The following is a 19659-nucleotide window of genomic DNA, read 5'->3' on the forward strand; positions in this document are numbered from 1 at the left end:
ATATCAAAGTAAGTAACTAAAATATTAATAATATTCTGTATTGCCATTCAACTTTCCCTCTGCAATAATCGCCTTAACTTATTAATCTAAGATAACCGTTACCGTATAACGATAAATGGTCATGGTTATTCAAATGGAGGGGAAGGCATGAAGGAACTACAGCTACCGCTGGTGCGGCTGACTCCTGAGCAAGAAGCGTTCCGGCATGAGGTCAGGAGTTTTCTGGACGAGGAGCGGAAGAAGGGGACGTTTGCGACGCATGCGGATTCATGGCTGAGCGGGTACAGCGCTGAATTTTCCAAAATGCTTGGGAAGCGCGGGTGGATCGGAATGACCTGGCCAAAAGAATATGGGGGCAGTGAGCGCTCGGCGATTGACCGGTATATCCTCACTGAAGAATTGCTTGCGGCTGGTGCACCTGTTGCGTCCCACTGGTTTGCAGACAGACAGTCAGGGCCACTACTTCTCAATCTTGGGACTGAGGAACAGAAGGATTTCTTCCTTCCGAAGATCACCAAAGGAGAGTGCTTCTTCTCAATCGGTTTGTCTGAACCGAACTCTGGGTCTGACCTGGCTTCACTGAAAACTAGAGCCGAAAAGGTGGAGGGCGGATGGGTCGTCAACGGGATGAAGACATGGACGTCCGGTGCGCACCATTCCCACTACATGATCACGCTCTGCAGGACTTCGCCGCAGGACGAGAAGCGCCGGCATGACGGGATGAGTCAGCTGATTATCGACCTGTCCGCGGAAGGGGTCAGCATCCGTCCGATCCAGTTCCTTACAGGTGAGCATCACTTTAACGAAGTGTTTCTTGAAAACGTTTTCGTCCCGGATAACCGGGTCATCGGCGAGGTCGGTAATGGCTGGAAGCAGGGCATGCTGGAGCTTGCCTATGAGCGGAGCGGCCCGGAACGGATCCTCAGCACATTCCCGCTCCTGCAGGAGGCACAGCGCCTCCTGACCGAGCAACAAGATCAAAAGGGCCTGGCCGAAGTGGCCAAGCTAAATGCAAGACTCTGGTCGCTCCGGAACATGTCGATCGGGGTTGCCCAAATGCTGGAGGGAGGCAAGGACGTCGCACTGGCGGCTTCGCTTGTGAAGGACCTGGGCACCTTGTTCGAACAATCTGTTGCGGAAGCGGTTCGTCTGCTGTTGCCGATGCGGCCGTCCGTCACGGCGGAGCGTCTGCTTGACCGGCTGATGGCGGAATCAGTCTTGCACGGACCGGGCTTCACCATCCGCGGAGGTACAACGGAGATTCTGAGGGGAATTGTTGCGAAGGGAGTGGCATCAGCATGAGTGAAATGCTGGAATTCATTGCAGACTCGGCAAAAAAGATCTTTAGAGACCAGGTGACGAAAGAACTCAACGAGTCGGTGGAGTCCGGAGCGTTTCCGGAAGAACTATGGCAGGTGCTTGCAGAGTCCGGAATGCTATCAATCGGGGTACCGGAAGCACTGGGAGGCGTAGGTGGAGACGTGGAGGATGCGCTGGCTGTCCTTCATCTGGCAGGCAAGCATGCCGTGCCGGCTCCACTGCTTGAAACGTTAGGGGCTGTATGGACACTGGCAGAATTCGGGGAAGAGGCAGAACCTCTACCGATGTCCTTTGTAATCGGCGACTTCCTGATCGAAGAAGGGACTCCGCTTAAGCTTGAGCACGTGCCATGGGGAAGAGTGGCTTCCAAGGTGATCGTGGCTGGGACGATCAACGGGAAGCCAGGGATCGGACAATTCTCCACTGATGGAATACAAGTCGTGGAAAACCAAAACCTCGCGGGCGAGCCGCTCGATCAATTGGTGATTAATGACCCGGATATCGAACTTCTCAGCGAGGGTGAACAGGCAAAGCAGGCGACGGCACGATTGCTTGAAATCGGGGCAGCCGGACGATCTGCCATGATGGCAGGGGCTATTGAACATGTTCTCAACCTTTGTGTCTTCTACGCAAAGGAACGGCAGCAATTTGGCAGGCCGCTTACACGGTTCCAGGCCATCCAGCATCATATCGCGGCAATTGCAGGCGAAGCAGCAGCTGTGCTCGGTGCACTTAGCGGCAGTAATGATGCTTTAAGCAGAGGTACCGGCAGCGATGAGATAGCAATGGCCAAGATCCGCATTTCTGAGGCTGCCGGCACGGTCTCCTCGAGGGCACACCAGCTGCATGCGGCAATCGGAATGACGTATGAACATGAACTTCACCTGTCCACACGCCGTCTCTGGACGTGGCGTGAAGAATACGGAAACGAGACTTACTGGGCCAACGTGCTGGCTGAACGTTACCTGACGAAGGAAGAGTCACTGTGGGAATCCATTACTAAAACAAAGCGAGGGAATGTCCATGCCGGATCTGTTGTTTGACCACCAAAATGGAATTGCAAGCATCACACTTAACCGACCTAAGGCCCTGAACGCGTTCAGCGGAGAAATGCTCGACCTTTGGATCGAAGCACTGGAGGAAGTGAGGGACTCGGACGAAATCCGTGTTCTCATCGTCCAGGGTGCAGGCAAGGGGTTCTGTTCCGGGGGCGACATCAAGGAAATGATCGCCGGACAGGGATTCTACAAATCCGATAAAGATCAGATATCTTCCGGACTTAAGCGCAAGAATTCCCTCTGGAAGAAAGTGCAGCGGATTCCGCTTCTGCTTGAAGAGATCGACAAACCGGTGATCGCCAAGATTCATGGCCCGGCTTTCGGCGCGGGTCTGGACATGGCGCTGATGTGTGATATCCGGATTGCGGGTGAGTCGGCGACACTTTCCGAGAGCTATGTGAAAGTGGGACTGGTTCCCGGCGACGGTGGAGCTTATTTCCTTCCTAAACTGGCAGGACTGGACATGGCCCTTCATATGCTCTGGACGGGCGAGGCCATCACCGCACAGGAAGCAAAAGAGCGTGGAATTGTCTCCTTTGTTGTGAGTGACGAAGAACTGAACAGCTACACCCAAGCCTATGCCGAGCGCCTGGCAGCAGGACCACAGCAGGCCATCCAGCTAATCAAGCGTGCCGTCTATGCAAATCGTGATATGTCGCTCCGTTCGTCCCTTGATTTCATCTCCTCGAAGATGGGGCTGATCATGGAAGAGGCCGATTTCAAGGAAGGTGTACAGGCAGTAATTGAAAAGCGGAAACCAGTATTCAATGCGAAAGACGAGGAGGTCAGAGCATGAAGATGAGAAAGTGGTTGGGGCTGGTTATTGCCGCCTGCCTGATCTTATTTGTAAGCGCTTGCAATTCATTTGGTGCTGAAGGAGAAAGCAGTTCATCAAAAGTGACGTTCACAACTGGCACCACGACCGGCGTCTATTATCCGCTGGGCGCTCTGCTGGCGACGCATTGGACAAATGATGCAGAGATTCAGGTCACTTCCCAAGGTTCCAATGGATCCGTGGAAAACCTCAAGCTGATGCAAAAGGATCAGGCGGACATGGCGTTTTCGACAGTGAACATTATCTGGGAGGCATATAACGGTAAAAACAGCTTTGAAGGAGATGCCTACGACGATATCCGGATTATGGCGAACCTCTATCCGAACGTGAGCCATATTATCGCCCTTGATGATTCAGGAATCGAATCCGTCGAGGACATCTCTGGCAAATCTTTTGTGTTGGGAGCGGCAGGATCCGCCACTGAACTGGAGTCCAAGCTGATTCTTGAATCCCACGGTGTAGATATCGGAAAGGTCAATGAGAACTACGTCGGGTTCACCGAAGCCGTAGACCTAATGCGCAACAAGCAGGCGCAGGCCGTAAATATCTATACGGGCGTTCCGGCCTCCGCTGCGACCGAACTGATTTCTACCGTCGATTCGAAAGTACTGAATATGACGGATGAGGGCATTGCCAATATGACTTCCGATGACTATCCGTGGAACTTCGAGTATGTGATCGAGAAAGGAACCTACGATGGGCAGGAAGATGAGATCCGGACGGTTGGACAGTTCAGTTCCATCGCCGTAGATGCCAACCTCGATGAAGAAACTGTGTACGAAATGACGAAATCCCTTTGGGAGAACCTCGACAAGCTCGCTGAAGGTCACTCGGTCGTGAAACAGTTCAAGCCGGAAGATGCCGTACAAGGAACAGCTGATGTACCGCTCCATCCAGGTGCTGAACGGTACTACAAAGAAATTGGAGTCCTTAAATAGGAGAGGTGACATCCATGAACAATGAGCAAACTGCAGTCGTCGATCTGGAGGATGGCGGAGGACAGAGAAACTTCCTGGGGATGTGGGCAAAGGTCTTACTGGTTCTTGCGGTCATCTGGACATTCTTCCAATTGTACATGAGCAGTTATGGTGTCATGGATGCCATCAAGTTCAGGGCTTGGCATCTGCTGTTCCTGCTCCTGTTCAGTTTCCTTCTCTATCCGGCGAGAAAAGGCATGAAAAGAAAAAAGCCTGCTGTTACGGACCTGGTGCTGATTGGGCTTGCCATTTCAGTATTTGCTTATTTCCTTATTACTTATGACACTTTCATCCGTGACCGTTTCGGAGTAAACACAACGCTGGATTATGTCGCTGGAGGCATCGCGATGCTGCTTCTATTTGAGGCAGCCAGAAGAGTGGTGGGCAATGGGCTGACAATCATTGCAGGGATTTTCCTGTTGTATAACTTCTTCGGCGGTTTTATTCCGGGTATATTCGGACACACCGGATTTACAGTCGAACGGGTGATCAACGTGATGTTCTGGGGCGGCCAGGGCATCTTCGGAACTGCACTCGGTGTCTCGGCCACTTACATCTTCGTCTTTGTCATGTTCGGGGCTTTCCTGAAAAACAGCGGATTCTCCGACTTCATCAATGATTTAGCCTTAACCATTGCGGGACGGTCCTCGGGTGGACCGGCAAAGGTTGCAGTTTTTGCAAGCGGACTGATGGGAATGATGAGCGGCTCTGCGGTCGGTAACGTGGTGACTACCGGTACCGTCACGATTCCGCTCATGAAAAAGACCGGCTACTCAAAGAGCTTTGCCGGAGCAGTTGAGGCGGTCGCCTCTACCGGCGGCCTTCTGGCTCCGCCAATCATGGGAGCTGCGGGCTTCATCATGGCTGAATTCCTCGGCGTTCCGTATACGACCGTCATGCTGGCTGCCATCATCCCGGCAATATTGTATTACGCGTTTCTGTTCATGTCTGTCCACTTCGAAGCTAAAAGGCTTGGCCTGTCTGGGATTGCAAAAGAGAATATCCCAAATGCGGTGAAAGTGTTGAAGGAAGGCGGACACCTGCTGATTCCGCTGGTTGTGTTGCTGGCGACTCTCATGACTGGAGTTACCCCTTTGTTCGCTGCCATATGGGCACTTGTTTCCACTGTGCTGGCAAGCTGGCTCAGAAAATCTACCCGGATGAATCTCAGGCTCATCCTCCAGTCGATCGAAGAAGGGGCCAGAGGGGCGGTGAATGTCGGGATTGCCTGTGCGATTGTAGGGATTGTCATTGGTACCATTACACTGACGAGTGTCGGACTGACACTAGGCAATAACGTGATTGCGATTGCAGGAGGGAGCGTCTTGTTCGCTGCCCTTCTGACGATGGTCATCAGCGTGTTCCTCGGCATGGGGGTACCAGCCACTGCGGCTTATATTATCGTCGCAATGATTTCTGTGCCAATTCTGGTCAATATGGGGGTGCCCGCTCTGGCTGCCCACATGTTCGCTTTTTACTATGCGGCTCTTTCTGGAATCACTCCGCCTGTTGCGCTGGCCTCTTATGCGGCTGCCGGGATTGCGGGGGAAGATCCAACCAAAGTATCTGTGGCATCGCTTCGCTTGGCTGCGGTAGCGTTTATCTTGCCGTTTTTCTTCCTATTCAATCCGGTGCTGTTGTTTGATGGACATTCCTACGGGGCTTCCATGATGGCTGGTGCCATGGCATTAATCGGCGGAATCGCTTTGGCATCAGCCGTTTCCGGCCGGGTCGTTGCAAAGATGGGATGGTTTTCAAGGGTGCTTGTGGGAGCTGGCGGCCTGATGATGATCGATGCGGGAACATTAACAGACCTGATCGGCATCGCTTTGATCACTGTAGGTATGTTCGGTCAGCTGAAAGTGCTTAAAGAACAAAAAGTCATAAGTCCGATCAAAGTCAACAATGGGGAGGGTGTATGATGCAACCGTTGGATGATATACGAGTATTGGATGTATCCCGTGTGTATGCGGCTCCGGCAGGTGCGATGACTCTTGGAGACCTGGGAGCGGATGTGATTCGCGTTGAACCGCCGGGCGGATCAGACAGCATGAGAGACTGGGGGCCTTTCGTCGAAGGGGAAAGCACCTATTATATGAGTGCAAACCGCAACAAGCGGTCTGTGACGATTAATCTGAAAGACCCCGAGGGGAAAAGGCTGTTTCTGGACTTGGTGAAGACAGCAGACGTGGTGATCGAGAACTTCAAAACCGGAACGATGGAAAATCTTGGAGTCGGTTATGAGACGCTGAAAGAGGAAAATCCGGGAATTATCCTTTGCTCGGTGACCGGCTTTGGCCATACCGGACCTCTCAGCCGGAATCCGGGATTTGACCCGGTTATCCAGGCGATGAGCGGTCTGATTGATGTAACCGGTCACCCGGACAAGGAAGGAACGAAAGTTGGGATTCCGATTGCAGATATCATCACCTCTTCCTATGTGGTGATCGGGGTGCTTGCAGCGCTCCGGCAGCGTGAGCGGACCGGCGAAGGCCAGGCCATCGACCTATCGCTTTTGGATGTCCAAATGGCCAGCATGGCGAACGTCGGCAGTGCCTATCTGAACACCGGGATGGTATCAAAGCGGCTCGGTAACCAGCACAATAACGTGACGCCTTATCAGGTGTTCCAGACCGCAGACGATCCAATCATGATCTGTGCGGGAAATGACGGGCTGTTTGCAAAACTGGCCGATCTTCTTGGCCATCCGGAATGGGCGACTGATCCACAATACCGGACGAATGCGGATCGGAAAAAGAACGAAAAAGAAATTGTGAGTAACATACAGGAGCTGTTGTACGGGAAGAAATCAGATGAATGGCTGACCCTCCTGCAAAAAGCAGGTGTGCCTGCCGGAAGGGTGAACACCATTTCCCAGGCGCTGGAGCAGGAGCAGGTGGTGGCGCGTGGCGGGGTAGAGTCCGTAAAACATCCAAAAGCAGGAGAAATCAAGCTCTTGGCAAGCCCCCTAAGATTCAGTAATCTGGGGATAGAAACCCGGCTGCCGCCGCCTGGGCTCGGAGAGCATAACGAGGAAGTGTTCGGCGAATTGTACCAATGCGCGACAGATGAGTACAAGGCGGTGGGACAGGGGAAAGGGTAAGAAAAGCAGGTTGATTGGAGAGCGTGCAATATGGAAAATTTAAAAGATCAAGAGAAAATGAATGCCCATTATTCGATGTCTTCCGTACATCGGGTTATCCAGGTATTGCGTGCTTTTAAAGGTGGTGATAAGCAACTGTCACTGACCGATATCCATAAACGGACAGGGATCGGCATTTCCAGCTTGCAGCGGATGCTTTGGACGCTTGTGTATGAAGGTTTCCTAGTGAAAGAAGAAGATACCAAGATGTATTCGTTGGGGCTGGAACTCTTCTTCCTCGGCCGGCTTGTCGAGCAGAGCGATGCGTTCCTATCCATAGCAATCCCCATAATGGAAAGGCTAAATGAAGAGACGAGTGAAAATGTATCGATCAGTATCATTGAAAATGGTGAGCGAAAGTGTCTTCATAATCTGCCAAGCCGTCACGAACTTTCGGCTCTTACGTTCATCGGACACACCTCTCCACTCTACGCAGGGGCTTCTGCAAAAGCCCTGCTCGCTTTTCAGAGTGATGATTACGTCAGGGACTACCTGGATAGAATCCAGTTTGTCCCCATCACGGACATCACGGTGAATTCCAAGGAACAGCTTCAACAAGATCTCACCCAGATACGGAAGAAAGGATATGCCATCACCTACGGGGAACGGGTGAAGGGCGCCATGTCCATCTGCGCTCCCATCATGATGGATGACGTCGCCTTCGCTGTTTTTACACTCACAATTCCCCGGGCACGTGAAGAAGATTACGATATTGATGAGCTAATAAAGAAAGTTATCGGCGCCGCAAGGGAAATTGAGGCACGTATGAAGAAATAAGTAAGGGCTTGGAGGGTATTCTTCCAGGCCTTTTCTTGAATCCTTATTAACATTAATGGTTGTGATAGGCAATTATCAGATTTGTCCAGAAGGGGTGCTGGATATGATATCGCAACAGATCAGTTACCGTAACTCGACTGTTTCGCACTCTACTACGGTGCGTTTTTTGTTTGCTCTCTACATATTTAATAGGGTTTCAAAAATGATTAAAAAGAAATAGTGCAATCGCCCCGATTTCAGGAAAGCGCTTTCCGATTCAAGTACTTCTGTATGATAGGCATGTTTTGGCATCTCCGATAAACTTGTTAGAAAGTACTGATAATTTAACGGGAGAGAAGGGGAGAGCATGCTGAAAGTAACGAAGAAAGCCGGGGTGGCGGCAGTGCTGGCGGGAACGATGGCTCTCGGTACCGTCTTTGCAGTGCCAGTCGAGGCAGGCGGGGGAGCGGAGAACAAGCAGTGGGACCGGCCGGGGCCGATGTCGCCTGTTTTGCATCCGGGTTCCGTGAAGGGGGCCGGTATGGTACAGGCTCCGCTGGATTCGATTGATGGGGCAATCGAGAAGAGCATCGCGGACCGGACTTTCCCGGGAGCCGTAGTTTTGGTGGCGAGGAACGGCCATGTCGTGAAGCATGAGGCTTATGGGCATTCGGCGCTTTACACGGATGACCGGTTCACGGAGATGGACGAGCCTGTCGCGATGACGGAGGAGACGATTTTCGACCTGGCCTCCATCAGCAAGATCTTCACGACGACCGCTGCAATGAAGCTGTATGAGCAGGGTCTTTTCTCGCTGGATGATCCGGTTGCCGATTACATCCCGGAGTTTGCCGACAACGGTAAGGAGGATGTGACGATCCGCCAGTTGATGACGCATACGTCCGGATTCACGGCTTGGGTGCCTCTGTATAGCCAAGGCAAAAGCCGGGAGGACCGCCTGGATATCGCACACCGTTATCCGCTCGCCAATCCTCCTGGGACCAAGTACACGTACAGCGACCTGAACATGATCACGCTCGGTTCCCTGGTGGAGCGGCTCTACGGAAAGCGCCTGGACACGTTTATCAAGGATGAGATCACCGGGCCGCTCGGCATGAAGGATACGATGTACAATCCGCCGGCTTCCCTTAAGAACCGGATTGCCGCTACCGAATACCAGCCGGCGCTCGGCCGAGGCATCGTGTGGGGCAGTGTCCATGATGAAAATGCCTGGTCGCTGGACGGTGTGGCGGGGCATGCGGGCGTGTTCTCGACGGCGCCAGATCTCGCCAAGTTCGCGCATATGTTCCTGAACGATGGCCGGTACGGCGGCAAGCGGATCCTGAAGCCGGAAACGGTCCGCCTGCTTGAGGAAAACCAGATTCCGGGGTTCCCGGGCAATGACCACGGGCTCGGATGGGAGCTGAACCAAGGCTGGTACATGGACGCACTGGCTGATTCGGGGACTGCAGGACATACCGGCTACACCGGTACGAGCATCGCCGTCAGCAAGAAAAACCAGACGATCGCCATCCTGCTGACGAACCGGGTCCATCCTTCCAGGAACACGATTTCCCTGAACACAATCCGGCGGACAGTCGCTCGCCATGTGGCGGATGCTATTCCGGCGCCGCTTCCGAAGCATGATGAAATGTGGTTTTCCGGCTACGGGGACCAGTTGGAGCGGACGCTGGAATTCAAACTGAGTGGTGATGCCTCCGAGCTTTCATTTGATTCCTGGCACCGCCTGGAGGACGGATCGGACTTTGGCCGTGTGGAAGTCTCCGCCGACGGGGAGAGATGGACGGAACTTGCGGCACTGACCGGCAACGGAGGGGATCTGGAGCGGGTGACGGCCGAACTGCCTGAAGGCACCGGGTTTGTCCGCTTCCGCTATGACACCGACGCGTCCGTGAACGGCCGGGGCTGGTATGTCGGCAACGTGGAGGCAGACGGGGAAATTGTAGAGCCTGTCGGTGCTTCCGCCGGCTGGGCACTGAGGGATTATTAAAGGGGGAATGAAGAATGCCGAGTTTACGGAAAGCGCTGCTGCCGTTTTTGATCGCGGTGCTGATTGCGACGCCCGTTATGACGGGCATGGGCACTGTGAGTGCCGCGGAAGCATCGGACATCAACGATCTGGTGATTCTCCAGAACGTGCCGGAGATCGACCATGAAGCTGAAAATGGGGAGCTGCAATTGGATGCACTCCATGTATATCAGGACGGACATTTCAAGAAGTCGGGCGAACAGTCTTGGAGCTCTTCCAATCAGAATGTCGCAACAGTGGATGCGGCAGGGAAGGTGACGGCCACCGGTAAACCCGGAAAAGCGTTTATCCAAGTAACCGACGGAAAGTCTTCCGACCGGATCGCCATCCAGGCGAAGCCGGACCCGGAAGCAAAAGAAGGCAAGGGGAAACCGCCTGTAAAAATCTCGGTCGTGAAGGAAACGGGTGAGCGGTACAACCTCGTGGACAACGCCATCCGCCAGATGACGATGGAGGAAAAGGTCGGGCAGATGCTCATGCCGGACTTCCGCAACTGGAATGGGAAAAACGTGACCGAAATGCTTCCGGAAATCGATCGTCTCGTAAAAGACTACCACCTCGGCGGCGTGATTTTATTCCGTGAAAACGTCGTGACAACCGAACAGACGACCCGTCTTGCCGACGCCTACCAGGCGGCCTCCGAAAAGTACGGGATGTTCCTGACGATTGACCAGGAAGGCGGCATCGTGACACGTCTCCAATCGGGAACCGACATGCCGGGCAATATGGCGCTCGGGGCGACCCGTTCAAAGGAACTGGCCTATGACGCCGGACGGGTGATCGGCGAAGAGTTGGCGTCTCTCGGCATCAACTTCAACCTGGCGCCGGCGCTCGACGTCAACAATAACCCGGACAACCCGGTGATCGGCGTCCGTTCCTTTGGCGAGGACCCCAAACTTGTCGCGAATCTCGGCACCTCATATATACAGGGCCTCCAGGATACGGGAACCGCCGCGACGGCGAAGCATTTCCCGGGCCACGGAGACACGGCAGTTGATTCCCACCTCGGCCTGCCGGAAGTGCCTTATGACAAGGAGCGCTTGATGGAAGTCGAGCTTTATCCCTTCCAGCAGGCGATGGATCACGGGATCGATGCCATCCTGACGGCGCACGTCACTTTCCCGAAGATTGATGATACCACCGTCATTTCCAAAAAAGACGGCACGGAAATCCATCTTCCGGCTACGCTTTCCCACAAAGTGCTGACGGGGCTCATGAGAGAAGAAATGGGTTATGATGGCCTGATCTTCACGGATGCCCTAAACATGAAGGCGATCGCCGACCACTTCGGCCCGGTCGACACGGTCATCAAGGCGATTCAGGCAGGCACAGATATCGTGCTGATGCCGGTCGGGCTGGAGCCTGTCGCGGAAGGTGTTTATGATGCGGTCCGCTCCGGCGAAATCTCCGAAGAGCGCATCGAAGCATCCGTCCGCCGGATCCTGACACTTAAGCTGGAGCGCGGCATCCTCAAAGAAGAAAATCCGCGGCCGGTGGAAGAAAAGATCGCCAACGCCCTGAAAGTGGTCGGATCGGATGAGCACAAAGCCGTGGAACGCGCGGCGGCCGAACAATCCGTGACGCTCTTGAAAAACGAAGAGGTCCTTCCACTTGTACCAAATGCGGATGACCGGATCATCGTCGTCGGCAACACGTATATCGAAGACCTGTACAATGCGGTAAAAGAAAAGCATGCCAATACAGTGCTGATCAAAGCAAGCGCGCCGTTGACTGAAGAGCAGCTGGCCCAAGTGGGGGAGGCAAAGGCGGTCATCGCGGGCACCGTCACATCCACCGTCGCCCAGCGCTCCGTGACCAGCCCGCAGATGCGGTTGGTCAACCAGCTGATCACGGAAACCGAAACACCGGTGATCGGTGTCGGCATCCGAAATCCGTATGACATCATGGCGTATCCGGATGCGGATGCCTATCTTGCACAGTACAGCTTCCGGACTGCGAGCTTCAAAGCGACCGCATCGATCCTTTTCGGCGAAGTCGCGCCGGCCGGAACGCTGCCGGTTACGATCCCGGGTGCTGATGGCAGTGTCCTCTACGGATACGGCCACGGACTGACATACTGAGGAGGGAGAACTCATTGAAAAAACGGCTGATCGTCCTGCTGACGGCCTTGCTTGTTTTGTCCACACTGACGGTCGCCTTCGCCGACCATGACAAAGGCAACGGCAAATCGCAGGACCACAACAAGCATCGCAAAGGGCATGAAATTTCTCTCGGGGTGGACGTGCTGCTGGACGAACAAAAGCACTTAATTGAAGGCAAGCGCGTCGGACTCATCACGAACCCGACCGGCGTCGACAAGGACCTGAACAGCATCGTCGACCTGCTGCACAATGACCCGGACGTCGAGCTGACGGCACTTTATGGGCCTGAACACGGTGTCCGGGGCGACGCGCAGGCGGGCCAATACGTCGAGTACTACATCGACGACGTCACCGGCCTTCCGGTCTACAGCCTTTACGGCAAGACACGCAAGCCAACACCGGAAATGCTCGAGAACGTAGATGTGCTTGTGTTTGACATCCAGGACGTCGGAACGCGCTTTTACACGTACATCTACACGATGGCGCTCGCGATGGAAGCGGCAGAGGAACAGGGCATCCCGTTTATCGTGCTCGACCGCCCGAGCCCGCTCGGCGGGGAAAAAGTCGAGGGGCCGGTGCTTGATCCGCAATTTGCTTCCTTTGTTGGACAGTATGCCATCCCGCTCCGCCACGGCATGACTGTCGGCGAATTGGCGAAACTGTTTAATGCCGAATTCGGCATCGGCGCGGACCTGACTGTCGTGGAAATGAAGAAATGGAAGCGCAAATCCTACTTTGACGAAACAGGACTTCCGTTCGTCCTGCCGTCCCCGAACATGCCGACATTGGATACGGCGATCGCCTATCCGGGCACCGCGCTCATTGAAGGGACGAATGTCTCCGAAGGCAGGGGCACGACCAAACCGTTTGAACTCATCGGCGCCCCGTTCATCAACAGCACCGAACTCGCGGCCGAACTGAACGCACTGGCACTCCCGGGCGTCACGTTCCGCGCGGCTTCGTTCACACCGATGTTCTCCAAGCACTCCGGCAAGCTGTCCCACGGCATTCAGGTCCACATCACGGACCGTGACGACTACAAGCCGGTCGAAACCGGACTCCACATCGTCAAAACGATCCACGACCTGTATCCGGAAGACGTTACGCTCACCAACTTCTTCGACAACCTGATCGGAAACGGCTGGATCCGCGAAGGCATCGAAAACGGCATGACCGTTGAAGAAATGAAAGCGGAGTGGGAAGAGGAGCTGGAGGCGTTCAAGAAGGTGCGGAAGAATTACCTCCTGTATTGAAGAGAGCTGTAAAAAGCGACAAAGAAAAAGGGATTGGCGCGCCGGCGCCAATCCCTTTTTTTGATTCCGATTCCTATGAACTCATCCCCATCAGCGAAGAAATCCGGCCGGCTGCCGCAATGACGCTTTCCGTGAACTGTTCCAACTGTTCGTCGGTGGTCTGGGATTCCAGCGTCTCGATGCTGACGGCGGCGATGAGACGGCTTTCGAAGTCGAAGATGGGGGCGCAGACGGCGATGGTGCCTTCGGTTTTTTCCCCTCTGCTGATGGCGGCACCGGAACGGCGGATGGCCTGAAGCTGCTGCTTCAGCAGGTTGCGTTCAACTGGATCAGGTATTACGCGCTCAAGGAGCGGTCCGGTGTCAGCCGGCGGGCTGAAAGCAAGGAAGATTTTGTTGGCGGCGCCGATCGGCATCGGGATGCGTTCGCCGATGCTGTCAATGATGCGGACATTCCGGGGGCTGTCGATCCGGTCTACGATGATCGAAGAGCCGTCCCTCGGGGCGTTCAGGTAAACGGTTTCCCGGACTTCCTGCGCCAGGGCTTCAAGGATGGGCCTCGACACCGCTCGGATATCCAGTTTTTCGTATTTTTTCAGGCCGAGTTCCATCCATTTGTCGCCCAGTTCGTAGTGTTTCGTCTGCGGATGCTGAGTGACGAGGCCGTGTGTCTCAAGAGATTGGAGGAGACGATACACGGTACTGATGGGCAGGCCGGTCTTGTCGGCCAGTTCAGCCACGAGCCACTGGTCTTTTTCCGGTCCGGATATGGTCCCGATCAGCTGCATCGCGCGGTCAATCGACTGAATCATTGAACTTCTCCCCCTGTCTGTCCCCATTGTATCAAAAATCCATGACGAATCGGGCCGAATCGTCGGACCGTTCAGAAGAAAAAGAGATTGACAATACTAAAGTGCAGAAATAGAATGTAAGCAAACGGTTTCACAATGCAGAATGTATTCCACAATGCGGAATAATAAAAGGGGATTTATTGAAAGCGATTTCGTATTGCGCGCGGACATAGAAAGGGTTGAGGGAAAATGGATCGTTTTACGGCTTGGATTGCGGAGATTTCGAACTTCATTTGGGGGATTCCGCTCATGATCATCTTGATCGGGGGCGGACTGTTTCTGACGGTGCGCCTCGGGTTTTTCCAGTTCAGGTACTTGCCGCATATTATCGGGCAGACGTTCGGCAAGATGTTCTCGAAAAGTGAGGGGCAGGGGACACTGACGCCTTTCCAGGCGACGACGAGTGCGCTCGCTTCCACGATGGGTGCAGCCAATATCGTCGGTGTGCCGGTCGCGATTGCGCTCGGAGGGCCGGGAGCGATTTTCTGGATGTGGCTCGTGGCGCTGATCGGGATGGGGACGAAGTTCTCGGAAGTCGTGCTCGGGATGCATTACCGGGAGAAAAACCAGAAAGGCGAGTATGTCGGCGGCCCGATGTATTACATCAAAAAGGGGCTCGGCTGGAAAAAGGTCGCTGCGTTTATCGCGCTCGCACTCATGATCGAGATTGTGGCGAGCACGATGGTCCAGTCCAACTCGATTGCCCAGACGATGAGCGGATCGTTCGGCCTGCCGCCGTTTGCGACGGGGCTGATTGTTGCTTTCATCGTCATTTTGGTCACGTACGGCGGGATCAAAACGATCGGAAAAGTGACGGAAAAGCTGATTCCGTTCATGGTCGTGGTCTACCTTGTCTCGGCGCTGGCCGTCCTGTTCGTGAACTTCAAGGAAGTGCCGCAGGCGTTCGCCATGATTTTTGAATATGCATTCCGTCCGCTCTCGGCTGCAGGCGGGTTTGCCGGAGCCGGCGTAGCCGCTGCGATCCGTTGGGGGCTGGCCCGGGGGCTGTACTCGAACGAGGCGGGGATGGGGACGGCGCCGATCGCGCATTCCGCCGCCATTACGAGCCATCCTGTCAAGCAGGGGTTCTGGGGTGTGTTTGAGGTGATTGTCGATACACTGGTCGTCTGCACGATCACCGCATTGGTCATCCTGACGTCCGGTGTATGGAAAACGATCGGCCCGGATGAGGCGTCGACGATGGTGACGGAAGCGTTCACCCCGATTTACGGGTCGTCCATTGCGGGGATGATTGTTTCCGCGACATTGTTCCTGTTTGTCATCACAACAGTCGTTGTCATCATCTTTTACGGGGAGAAGCAGGCTGAATTCCTGTTCGGCACTTCTTTCTCCAAATGGATGCGCTTCGTTTACATTGTGGCCATCATGGTCGGAGCGGTCGGCGGGCTGCAGTTTATCTGGCAGTTCCTGGACCTGCTGCTGGCACTGGTTGTCATTCCGAACGTGATTGCCGTCCTGTTCCTGAGCGGAAAGGTCAAAGAGCTTACAGCGGATTATTTTGCCAATCACTATCCCGTTGAGAAACAGGCCAAGAAAAAAGGAGGAAACGCCCATGTACGAACAGCTTCGGAAGATGGAAATCGCTGAGCAGGCAGAGTGGATCACACGCCATCTGGTCGGCCTGAACAGCATCAATGGTACGGTCGGTGAGGTCAGGATCGTCAGGGAAATCCATCAGATCCTCAGTACCTTCCCTTATTTCCGTGAACATCCCGATCATCTGTATCTCCAGAAGATTGAAGGGGATCCGCTCGGACGCCAAAATGTGTTCGCCTTCGTGGAAGGGACGGGACATTCGGATTCAACGGTTCTCTACCACGCCCATATCGATACGGTGGCTGTCGAGGACTTTGGCCCGTTAAAGGAGCATGCGTTTTCACCTGATGCGCTCGAGGCGTTTTTCACGGAATACGAAGCCGACCCGGAAGTCCGGGAAGAAGCGCAGTCCGGCGACTGGATGTTCGGCCGCGGTTCGGTTGACATGAAAAGCGGAGCGGCCGTTCACATCGCCAACATCCTGTACTTTTCTGAGCATCGGGAGGAACTTGACGGAAACGTCCTTCTGCTTTGCAACGGAGACGAGGAAAGTGAACACCGCGGCATTGTCGGCGCGCTGTCGGAACTGAACCGCCTGAAGCATGAACGCAACCTCGACTTTGTCTCGGCGATCAACACCGACTTTATCACGCCGCTATACGACGGGGACCCGCACCGGTACATCTATACGGGCGCGGCCGGAAAGATTCTGCCTTGCTTCCATATTTACGGACGGGAGGTGCATGTCGGGGACACGCTTTCCGGCATCGATCCGAACTTTATCGCGGCGAAGCTGACCGAGCGGATCCACAACCGGTACCGCCTCGCGGAGAATATCCCGAATGAACTCGTTTTGCCGCCGACGTGCCTCCAGCAGCGGGATACAAAAGAACTGTACACCGTCCAGACTGCCATCAGCAGCCATCTGTACTTCAACTACTTTATCTATGAAGAAACACCGGCCCGGATTTTGGAGAAGCTGATGGATGAAGCCTCAGCGGCATGCCGGGAAGCCGAGACGTATATGAAGGAACAGTTCGACGAGTACTTGGGCGTGACCGGACTGCCGGCGCGCAACCTCTCCTGGTCGGTCGATGTCACCACATACGAGGACTATGTGGACTACCTCGGGAAATGCGGGGTGGATGTCCGCGCCGTGATCGCCAAAGCGCTTGAAGATGCGGAAGGAGAAGCGGGAGACCTGCGGGACCTCAGCTTTTCCATCGTCAGCGCGCTCCAGGCGGCCGACCCGGAAAAGAAAGCCCGTGTGATTCTGTTCTTTGCGCCGCCGTTCTTGCCTCACAACTACCTGAAAGCCGACCAGGAACGCGATATGCAGATCCAGGCATCGGTCGAAGGCGTGCTCCGGGAAATGGGCGAAACCACCGGCGAACAGTTCGCTCTTAGAAAGTTCTTCCCATATCTCGCGGACGGCAGCTTCCTGTCGCTCCACGAAACCGAAGATGAGCTGGCGCCGCTGGTCGGAAACTTGCCGGAATGGGGCAATCTGTACACCATCCCGTTCGGCTCCATCCAAAAGCTCGACATCCCGTCCATCAACATGGGCGTGTACGGCAAAGACGGCCACAAATGGACGGAACGCGTCTACAAGCCTTACTCTTTCGGCATCCTGCCGGAACTCATCCGGAAAACGACGGTCAGCCTGCTGAAGCAGGGAGCGGAAAAGCGGATGCTGGAGATGGCCTGAAAAATCAAATAGACAGGGAAAGGGATTGGAGCACCGGCTCCGATCCCTTTTTCTGATGTCTTCATTTATCATGTACGGAACCTGACTGCAGGGCGATTCGGTGTGTAAGGTAGCCGAGCCCCCCAGCATCCTGCAGCCCGCCTCAAGCCCGCCTGCAAGCCTTGTCGCGTAAACGTGCCCGAGCGTCACAAATAAATGATGATCGAATGCTCTTCGGCCATCCGTAAGCGCGACAGCCGGCGAGGGGAAGTACGTTCGGAAGAGAATATGAAAAACCCTTGAACCTTCCAATGGAAGCGTTCAAGGGTTCATAGGAGAAGCGGTTATTAAAGTGCAGAGTAGTGGCGCTTGTACTCACGCTTGAACTTGCCCCAGTAGCTGTCGTTCACGCTGCTGACTGTGATGCCCTGCGAGGAGCTGGCGTGGATGAACTTGCCGTTGCCCAGGTAGAAGCCCATGTGAGAAACGTTGTTCGCTCCGCCGTAAGTGCCGCGGAAGAAGACGAAATCGCCAGGCTGTGGGCTGCTGATCTTGAAGGAACGGTCATAGTAGCCTGCAGCCGACGTACGGGAGTGGCTGACGCCCGCTTGCTTGAGAACATAGTAGATGAAACCGCTGCAGTCGAATCCGGCTGTTGTTGTGCCGCCCCACTTGTAAGGAATGCCCTTCAGGCCTTGTGCAATGGAGACAAAGTTGGAAAGGGACGCCGATGCGTTAGCTTCATTTTTTGGAGCCGATGCATGTTCGACCTTTGAAGAAGACGACGAGCCGGATACTTTATTGTTGGTTTTAACAGGAGTTCCGCTTACCTTCAGCTTTTGCCCCGCATAAATGATGGTCGAACGCAGGCCGTTCAGATCCATCAGCTTACGGTAAGACATTCCGTGCTTATTGGCGATCTTCGAGAGCGTGTCTCCGCTTTTCACCACATAAGTGGACGAATTGGCCGATGGCTTTGCAGTTGATGTGTTTTTGTTCGTTGTCGTGTTCTTCGAAGGAGCGGAAGAAGGTGCGCTTGCTTTTCCGCTGACTTTCAGAACCTGTCCGACTAGAATCAGGTCACTGCGCAGACCGTTGAGAGATTTGATCTTGGAAACGCTTGTGCCGTGGACAGCCGCAATCTTGCCCAGCGTATCGCCGCGCTTGACGGTGTAGCTGGAGGCCGAAGATTGGCTGGCCGGCTTGGAAGCCGCCTGGCTGGAAGATGGCTTTTGGGCTGTTGTCGAACCTGTCAGCTCAAGCACCTGGCCAGGGAAGATGACATCGCTGCTGAGATTGTTGTAGTTTTTGAGGGATGCAACGCTGACGTTGTTTTGAAGAGAAATTTTCCAGAGGGTGTCCCCGGACTTAACTTGATAAGTATCGGAAGAGGCTTCAGCATCTCCAGTGGCGATAAACGTGGCAAGCGCTGCAGTTGTTAAAGCCGAAAATACGATTTTTTTCAACGTTATTTCCCCCTGAGTTAGAATAGTTTTATATGTCACAGACTTTTACGCTAAATTTAATGGTGTTTAGGAAATTCTATCTAGTTTAATAATCTATTGCTCATTTTAGCAGAGTCATAGGGGTTAATAGATTACAGTTAGATTACAAATTGCTTCATGTTTGTAATAATTGCTACGGAATTTTACAGCCAAATTAATAAATAGGCGCATTCAAATGAAAAAGCTCGATAATTGAACGCCGTCCAACCCTTAGAAACGAACTTACAATCTGTTCATTCCGGACATGAAAAAGCTCCCTTCAATTGGAGCGGAGAATCAGGATTCTCTGTCCAAAATGAAGGGAGATCAGTTCAGGAAAAAGGGAGGAGTTATTTAAGCAGGCTGGCCATCTTCTTCTGGGAAGCCGGTCCGAAGTATCCGTCCGCCGTGAGTCCGTGCTTTTTCTGGAAGGCGATCGCCGCGGAGCGGGAGCCTTGCCCAAAGATGCCGTCAACGTCCAGTTTGAACCCGGCTTTGTTCATGTCACGCTGCCAGTTCCTGACGGCTGTGCCGGTTGACCCGAGCGATAGCGTTTTGCCGTAGATCATGCCGTTTGACGGGGAAGGG

General features: G+C 54.1%; 15 protein-coding genes. 12 read left to right on the plus strand and 3 right to left on the minus strand.

The genetic code is table 11. The features are described 5' to 3' along the window. Nucleotides 1-147: 147 nt before the first annotated feature. The 10 genes from BLT01_RS12615 (at nt 148) to BLT01_RS12660 (ending at nt 13493) form a co-directional block, all read left to right on the plus strand. The gene (locus tag BLT01_RS12615; RefSeq protein ID WP_092098315.1) at nt 148-1302 is read left to right on the plus strand and encodes an acyl-CoA dehydrogenase family protein; all 1155 of its coding nucleotides are present in this window, start codon (nt 148-150) and stop codon (nt 1300-1302) included. Continuing rightward, entirely contained in the window at nt 1299-2363 is a 1065-nt protein-coding gene (locus BLT01_RS12620; protein WP_092098317.1) for an acyl-CoA dehydrogenase family protein, read from the plus strand. Before BLT01_RS12615 ends, BLT01_RS12620 begins: the two co-directional genes overlap by 4 nt. Beyond that, complete coding sequence (locus BLT01_RS12625) at nt 2344-3174, plus strand: enoyl-CoA hydratase/isomerase family protein (protein ID WP_092098319.1); 831 nt, start codon at nt 2344-2346, stop codon at nt 3172-3174. The genes BLT01_RS12620 and BLT01_RS12625 overlap by 20 nt, the downstream gene beginning before the upstream one ends. Further along, entirely contained in the window at nt 3171-4151 is a 981-nt protein-coding gene (locus BLT01_RS12630; protein WP_092098321.1) for a TAXI family TRAP transporter solute-binding subunit, read from the plus strand. The genes BLT01_RS12625 and BLT01_RS12630 overlap by 4 nt, the downstream gene beginning before the upstream one ends. A 14-nt stretch (nt 4152-4165) precedes the next feature. Next, the gene (locus tag BLT01_RS12635) at nt 4166-6112 is read left to right on the plus strand and encodes a TRAP transporter permease (RefSeq protein ID WP_092098323.1); all 1947 of its coding nucleotides are present in this window, start codon (nt 4166-4168) and stop codon (nt 6110-6112) included. Further along, nucleotides 6112-7293, plus strand: a complete 1182-nt coding sequence (locus tag BLT01_RS12640; RefSeq protein ID WP_092098325.1) for a CaiB/BaiF CoA transferase family protein — start codon at nt 6112-6114, stop codon at nt 7291-7293. The genes BLT01_RS12635 and BLT01_RS12640 overlap by 1 nt, the downstream gene beginning before the upstream one ends. Nucleotides 7294-7323: 30 nt before the next feature. Further along, nucleotides 7324-8109: an IclR family transcriptional regulator gene (locus BLT01_RS12645; protein ID WP_092098327.1), complete on the plus strand. Its 786-nt coding sequence runs from the start codon at nt 7324-7326 to the stop codon at nt 8107-8109. 346 nt (nt 8110-8455) lie between these two features. Beyond that, a complete protein-coding gene (locus BLT01_RS12650) occupies nt 8456-10099 on the plus strand; it encodes a serine hydrolase (RefSeq protein WP_092098329.1) in 1644 nt (547 codons plus the stop codon). Between the two features lie 14 nt (nt 10100-10113). After that, entirely contained in the window at nt 10114-12219 is a 2106-nt protein-coding gene (locus BLT01_RS12655) for a glycoside hydrolase family 3 protein (protein ID WP_092098331.1), read from the plus strand. A 14-nt stretch (nt 12220-12233) separates the two neighbouring features. Then, entirely contained in the window at nt 12234-13493 is a 1260-nt protein-coding gene (locus BLT01_RS12660; RefSeq protein WP_092098333.1) for an exo-beta-N-acetylmuramidase NamZ family protein, read from the plus strand. A gap of 73 nt (nt 13494-13566) precedes the next feature. Here the strand turns inward: BLT01_RS12660 and BLT01_RS12665 are convergent, their stop codons facing one another. Further along, complete coding sequence (locus BLT01_RS12665) at nt 13567-14304, minus strand: IclR family transcriptional regulator (RefSeq protein WP_176765150.1); 738 nt, start codon at nt 14302-14304, stop codon at nt 13567-13569. Nucleotides 14305-14532: 228 nt separating this feature from the next. On the opposite strand from BLT01_RS12665, the gene BLT01_RS12670 reads away from it, so the two are divergent. Together BLT01_RS12670 and BLT01_RS12675 are read left to right on the plus strand one after the other, a co-directional pair. Beyond that, nucleotides 14533-15951 carry an alanine/glycine:cation symporter family protein gene (locus BLT01_RS12670; protein ID WP_092098337.1) on the plus strand — a complete coding sequence of 473 codons (1419 nt, stop codon included), beginning with the start codon at nt 14533-14535 and terminating at the stop codon, nt 15949-15951. Next, nucleotides 15917-17608 (plus strand): M20/M25/M40 family metallo-hydrolase, encoded by a 1692-nt coding sequence (locus BLT01_RS12675; protein ID WP_092098339.1) that lies wholly within the window; start codon nt 15917-15919, stop codon nt 17606-17608. Before BLT01_RS12670 ends, BLT01_RS12675 begins: the two co-directional genes overlap by 35 nt. 326 nt (nt 17609-17934) lie before the next feature. Here BLT01_RS12675 and BLT01_RS12680 read toward each other — a convergent pair whose 3' ends face one another. Next, nucleotides 17935-19053, minus strand: a complete 1119-nt coding sequence (locus tag BLT01_RS12680) for a C40 family peptidase (protein WP_176765151.1) — start codon at nt 19051-19053, stop codon at nt 17935-17937. A gap of 368 nt (nt 19054-19421) precedes the next feature. Further along, the coding region (locus BLT01_RS12685) for a peptidoglycan-binding domain-containing protein (protein WP_143020596.1) at nt 19422-19659 on the minus strand (238 nt) is incomplete at its 5' end.

Source organism: Bhargavaea beijingensis (assembly GCF_900101985.1).
GTDB lineage: Bacteria > Bacillota > Bacilli > Bacillales_A > Planococcaceae > Bhargavaea > Bhargavaea beijingensis.

Excerpts from the sequence above, each read along its gene's own strand:
- BLT01_RS12650 (WP_092098329.1), top strand. The coding sequence starts at position 8,456 with ATGCTGAAAGTAACGAAGAAAGCCGGGGTGGCGGCAGTGCTGGCGGGA.
- BLT01_RS12615 (WP_092098315.1), top strand. The coding sequence starts at position 148 with ATGAAGGAACTACAGCTACCGCTGGTGCGGCTGACTCCTGAGCAAGAA.
- BLT01_RS12665 (WP_176765150.1), bottom strand. The coding sequence starts at position 14,304 with ATGATTCAGTCGATTGACCGCGCGATGCAGCTGATCGGGACCATATCC.
- BLT01_RS12635 (WP_092098323.1), top strand. The coding sequence starts at position 4,166 with ATGAACAATGAGCAAACTGCAGTCGTCGATCTGGAGGATGGCGGAGGA.
- BLT01_RS12630 (WP_092098321.1), top strand. The coding sequence starts at position 3,171 with ATGAAGATGAGAAAGTGGTTGGGGCTGGTTATTGCCGCCTGCCTGATC.
- BLT01_RS12625 (WP_092098319.1), top strand. The coding sequence starts at position 2,344 with ATGCCGGATCTGTTGTTTGACCACCAAAATGGAATTGCAAGCATCACA.
- BLT01_RS12675 (WP_092098339.1), top strand. The coding sequence starts at position 15,917 with ATGTACGAACAGCTTCGGAAGATGGAAATCGCTGAGCAGGCAGAGTGG.
- BLT01_RS12620 (WP_092098317.1), top strand. The coding sequence starts at position 1,299 with ATGAGTGAAATGCTGGAATTCATTGCAGACTCGGCAAAAAAGATCTTT.
- BLT01_RS12640 (WP_092098325.1), top strand. The coding sequence starts at position 6,112 with ATGCAACCGTTGGATGATATACGAGTATTGGATGTATCCCGTGTGTAT.
- BLT01_RS12670 (WP_092098337.1), top strand. The coding sequence starts at position 14,533 with ATGGATCGTTTTACGGCTTGGATTGCGGAGATTTCGAACTTCATTTGG.
- BLT01_RS12655 (WP_092098331.1), top strand. The coding sequence starts at position 10,114 with ATGCCGAGTTTACGGAAAGCGCTGCTGCCGTTTTTGATCGCGGTGCTG.
- BLT01_RS12645 (WP_092098327.1), top strand. The coding sequence starts at position 7,324 with ATGGAAAATTTAAAAGATCAAGAGAAAATGAATGCCCATTATTCGATG.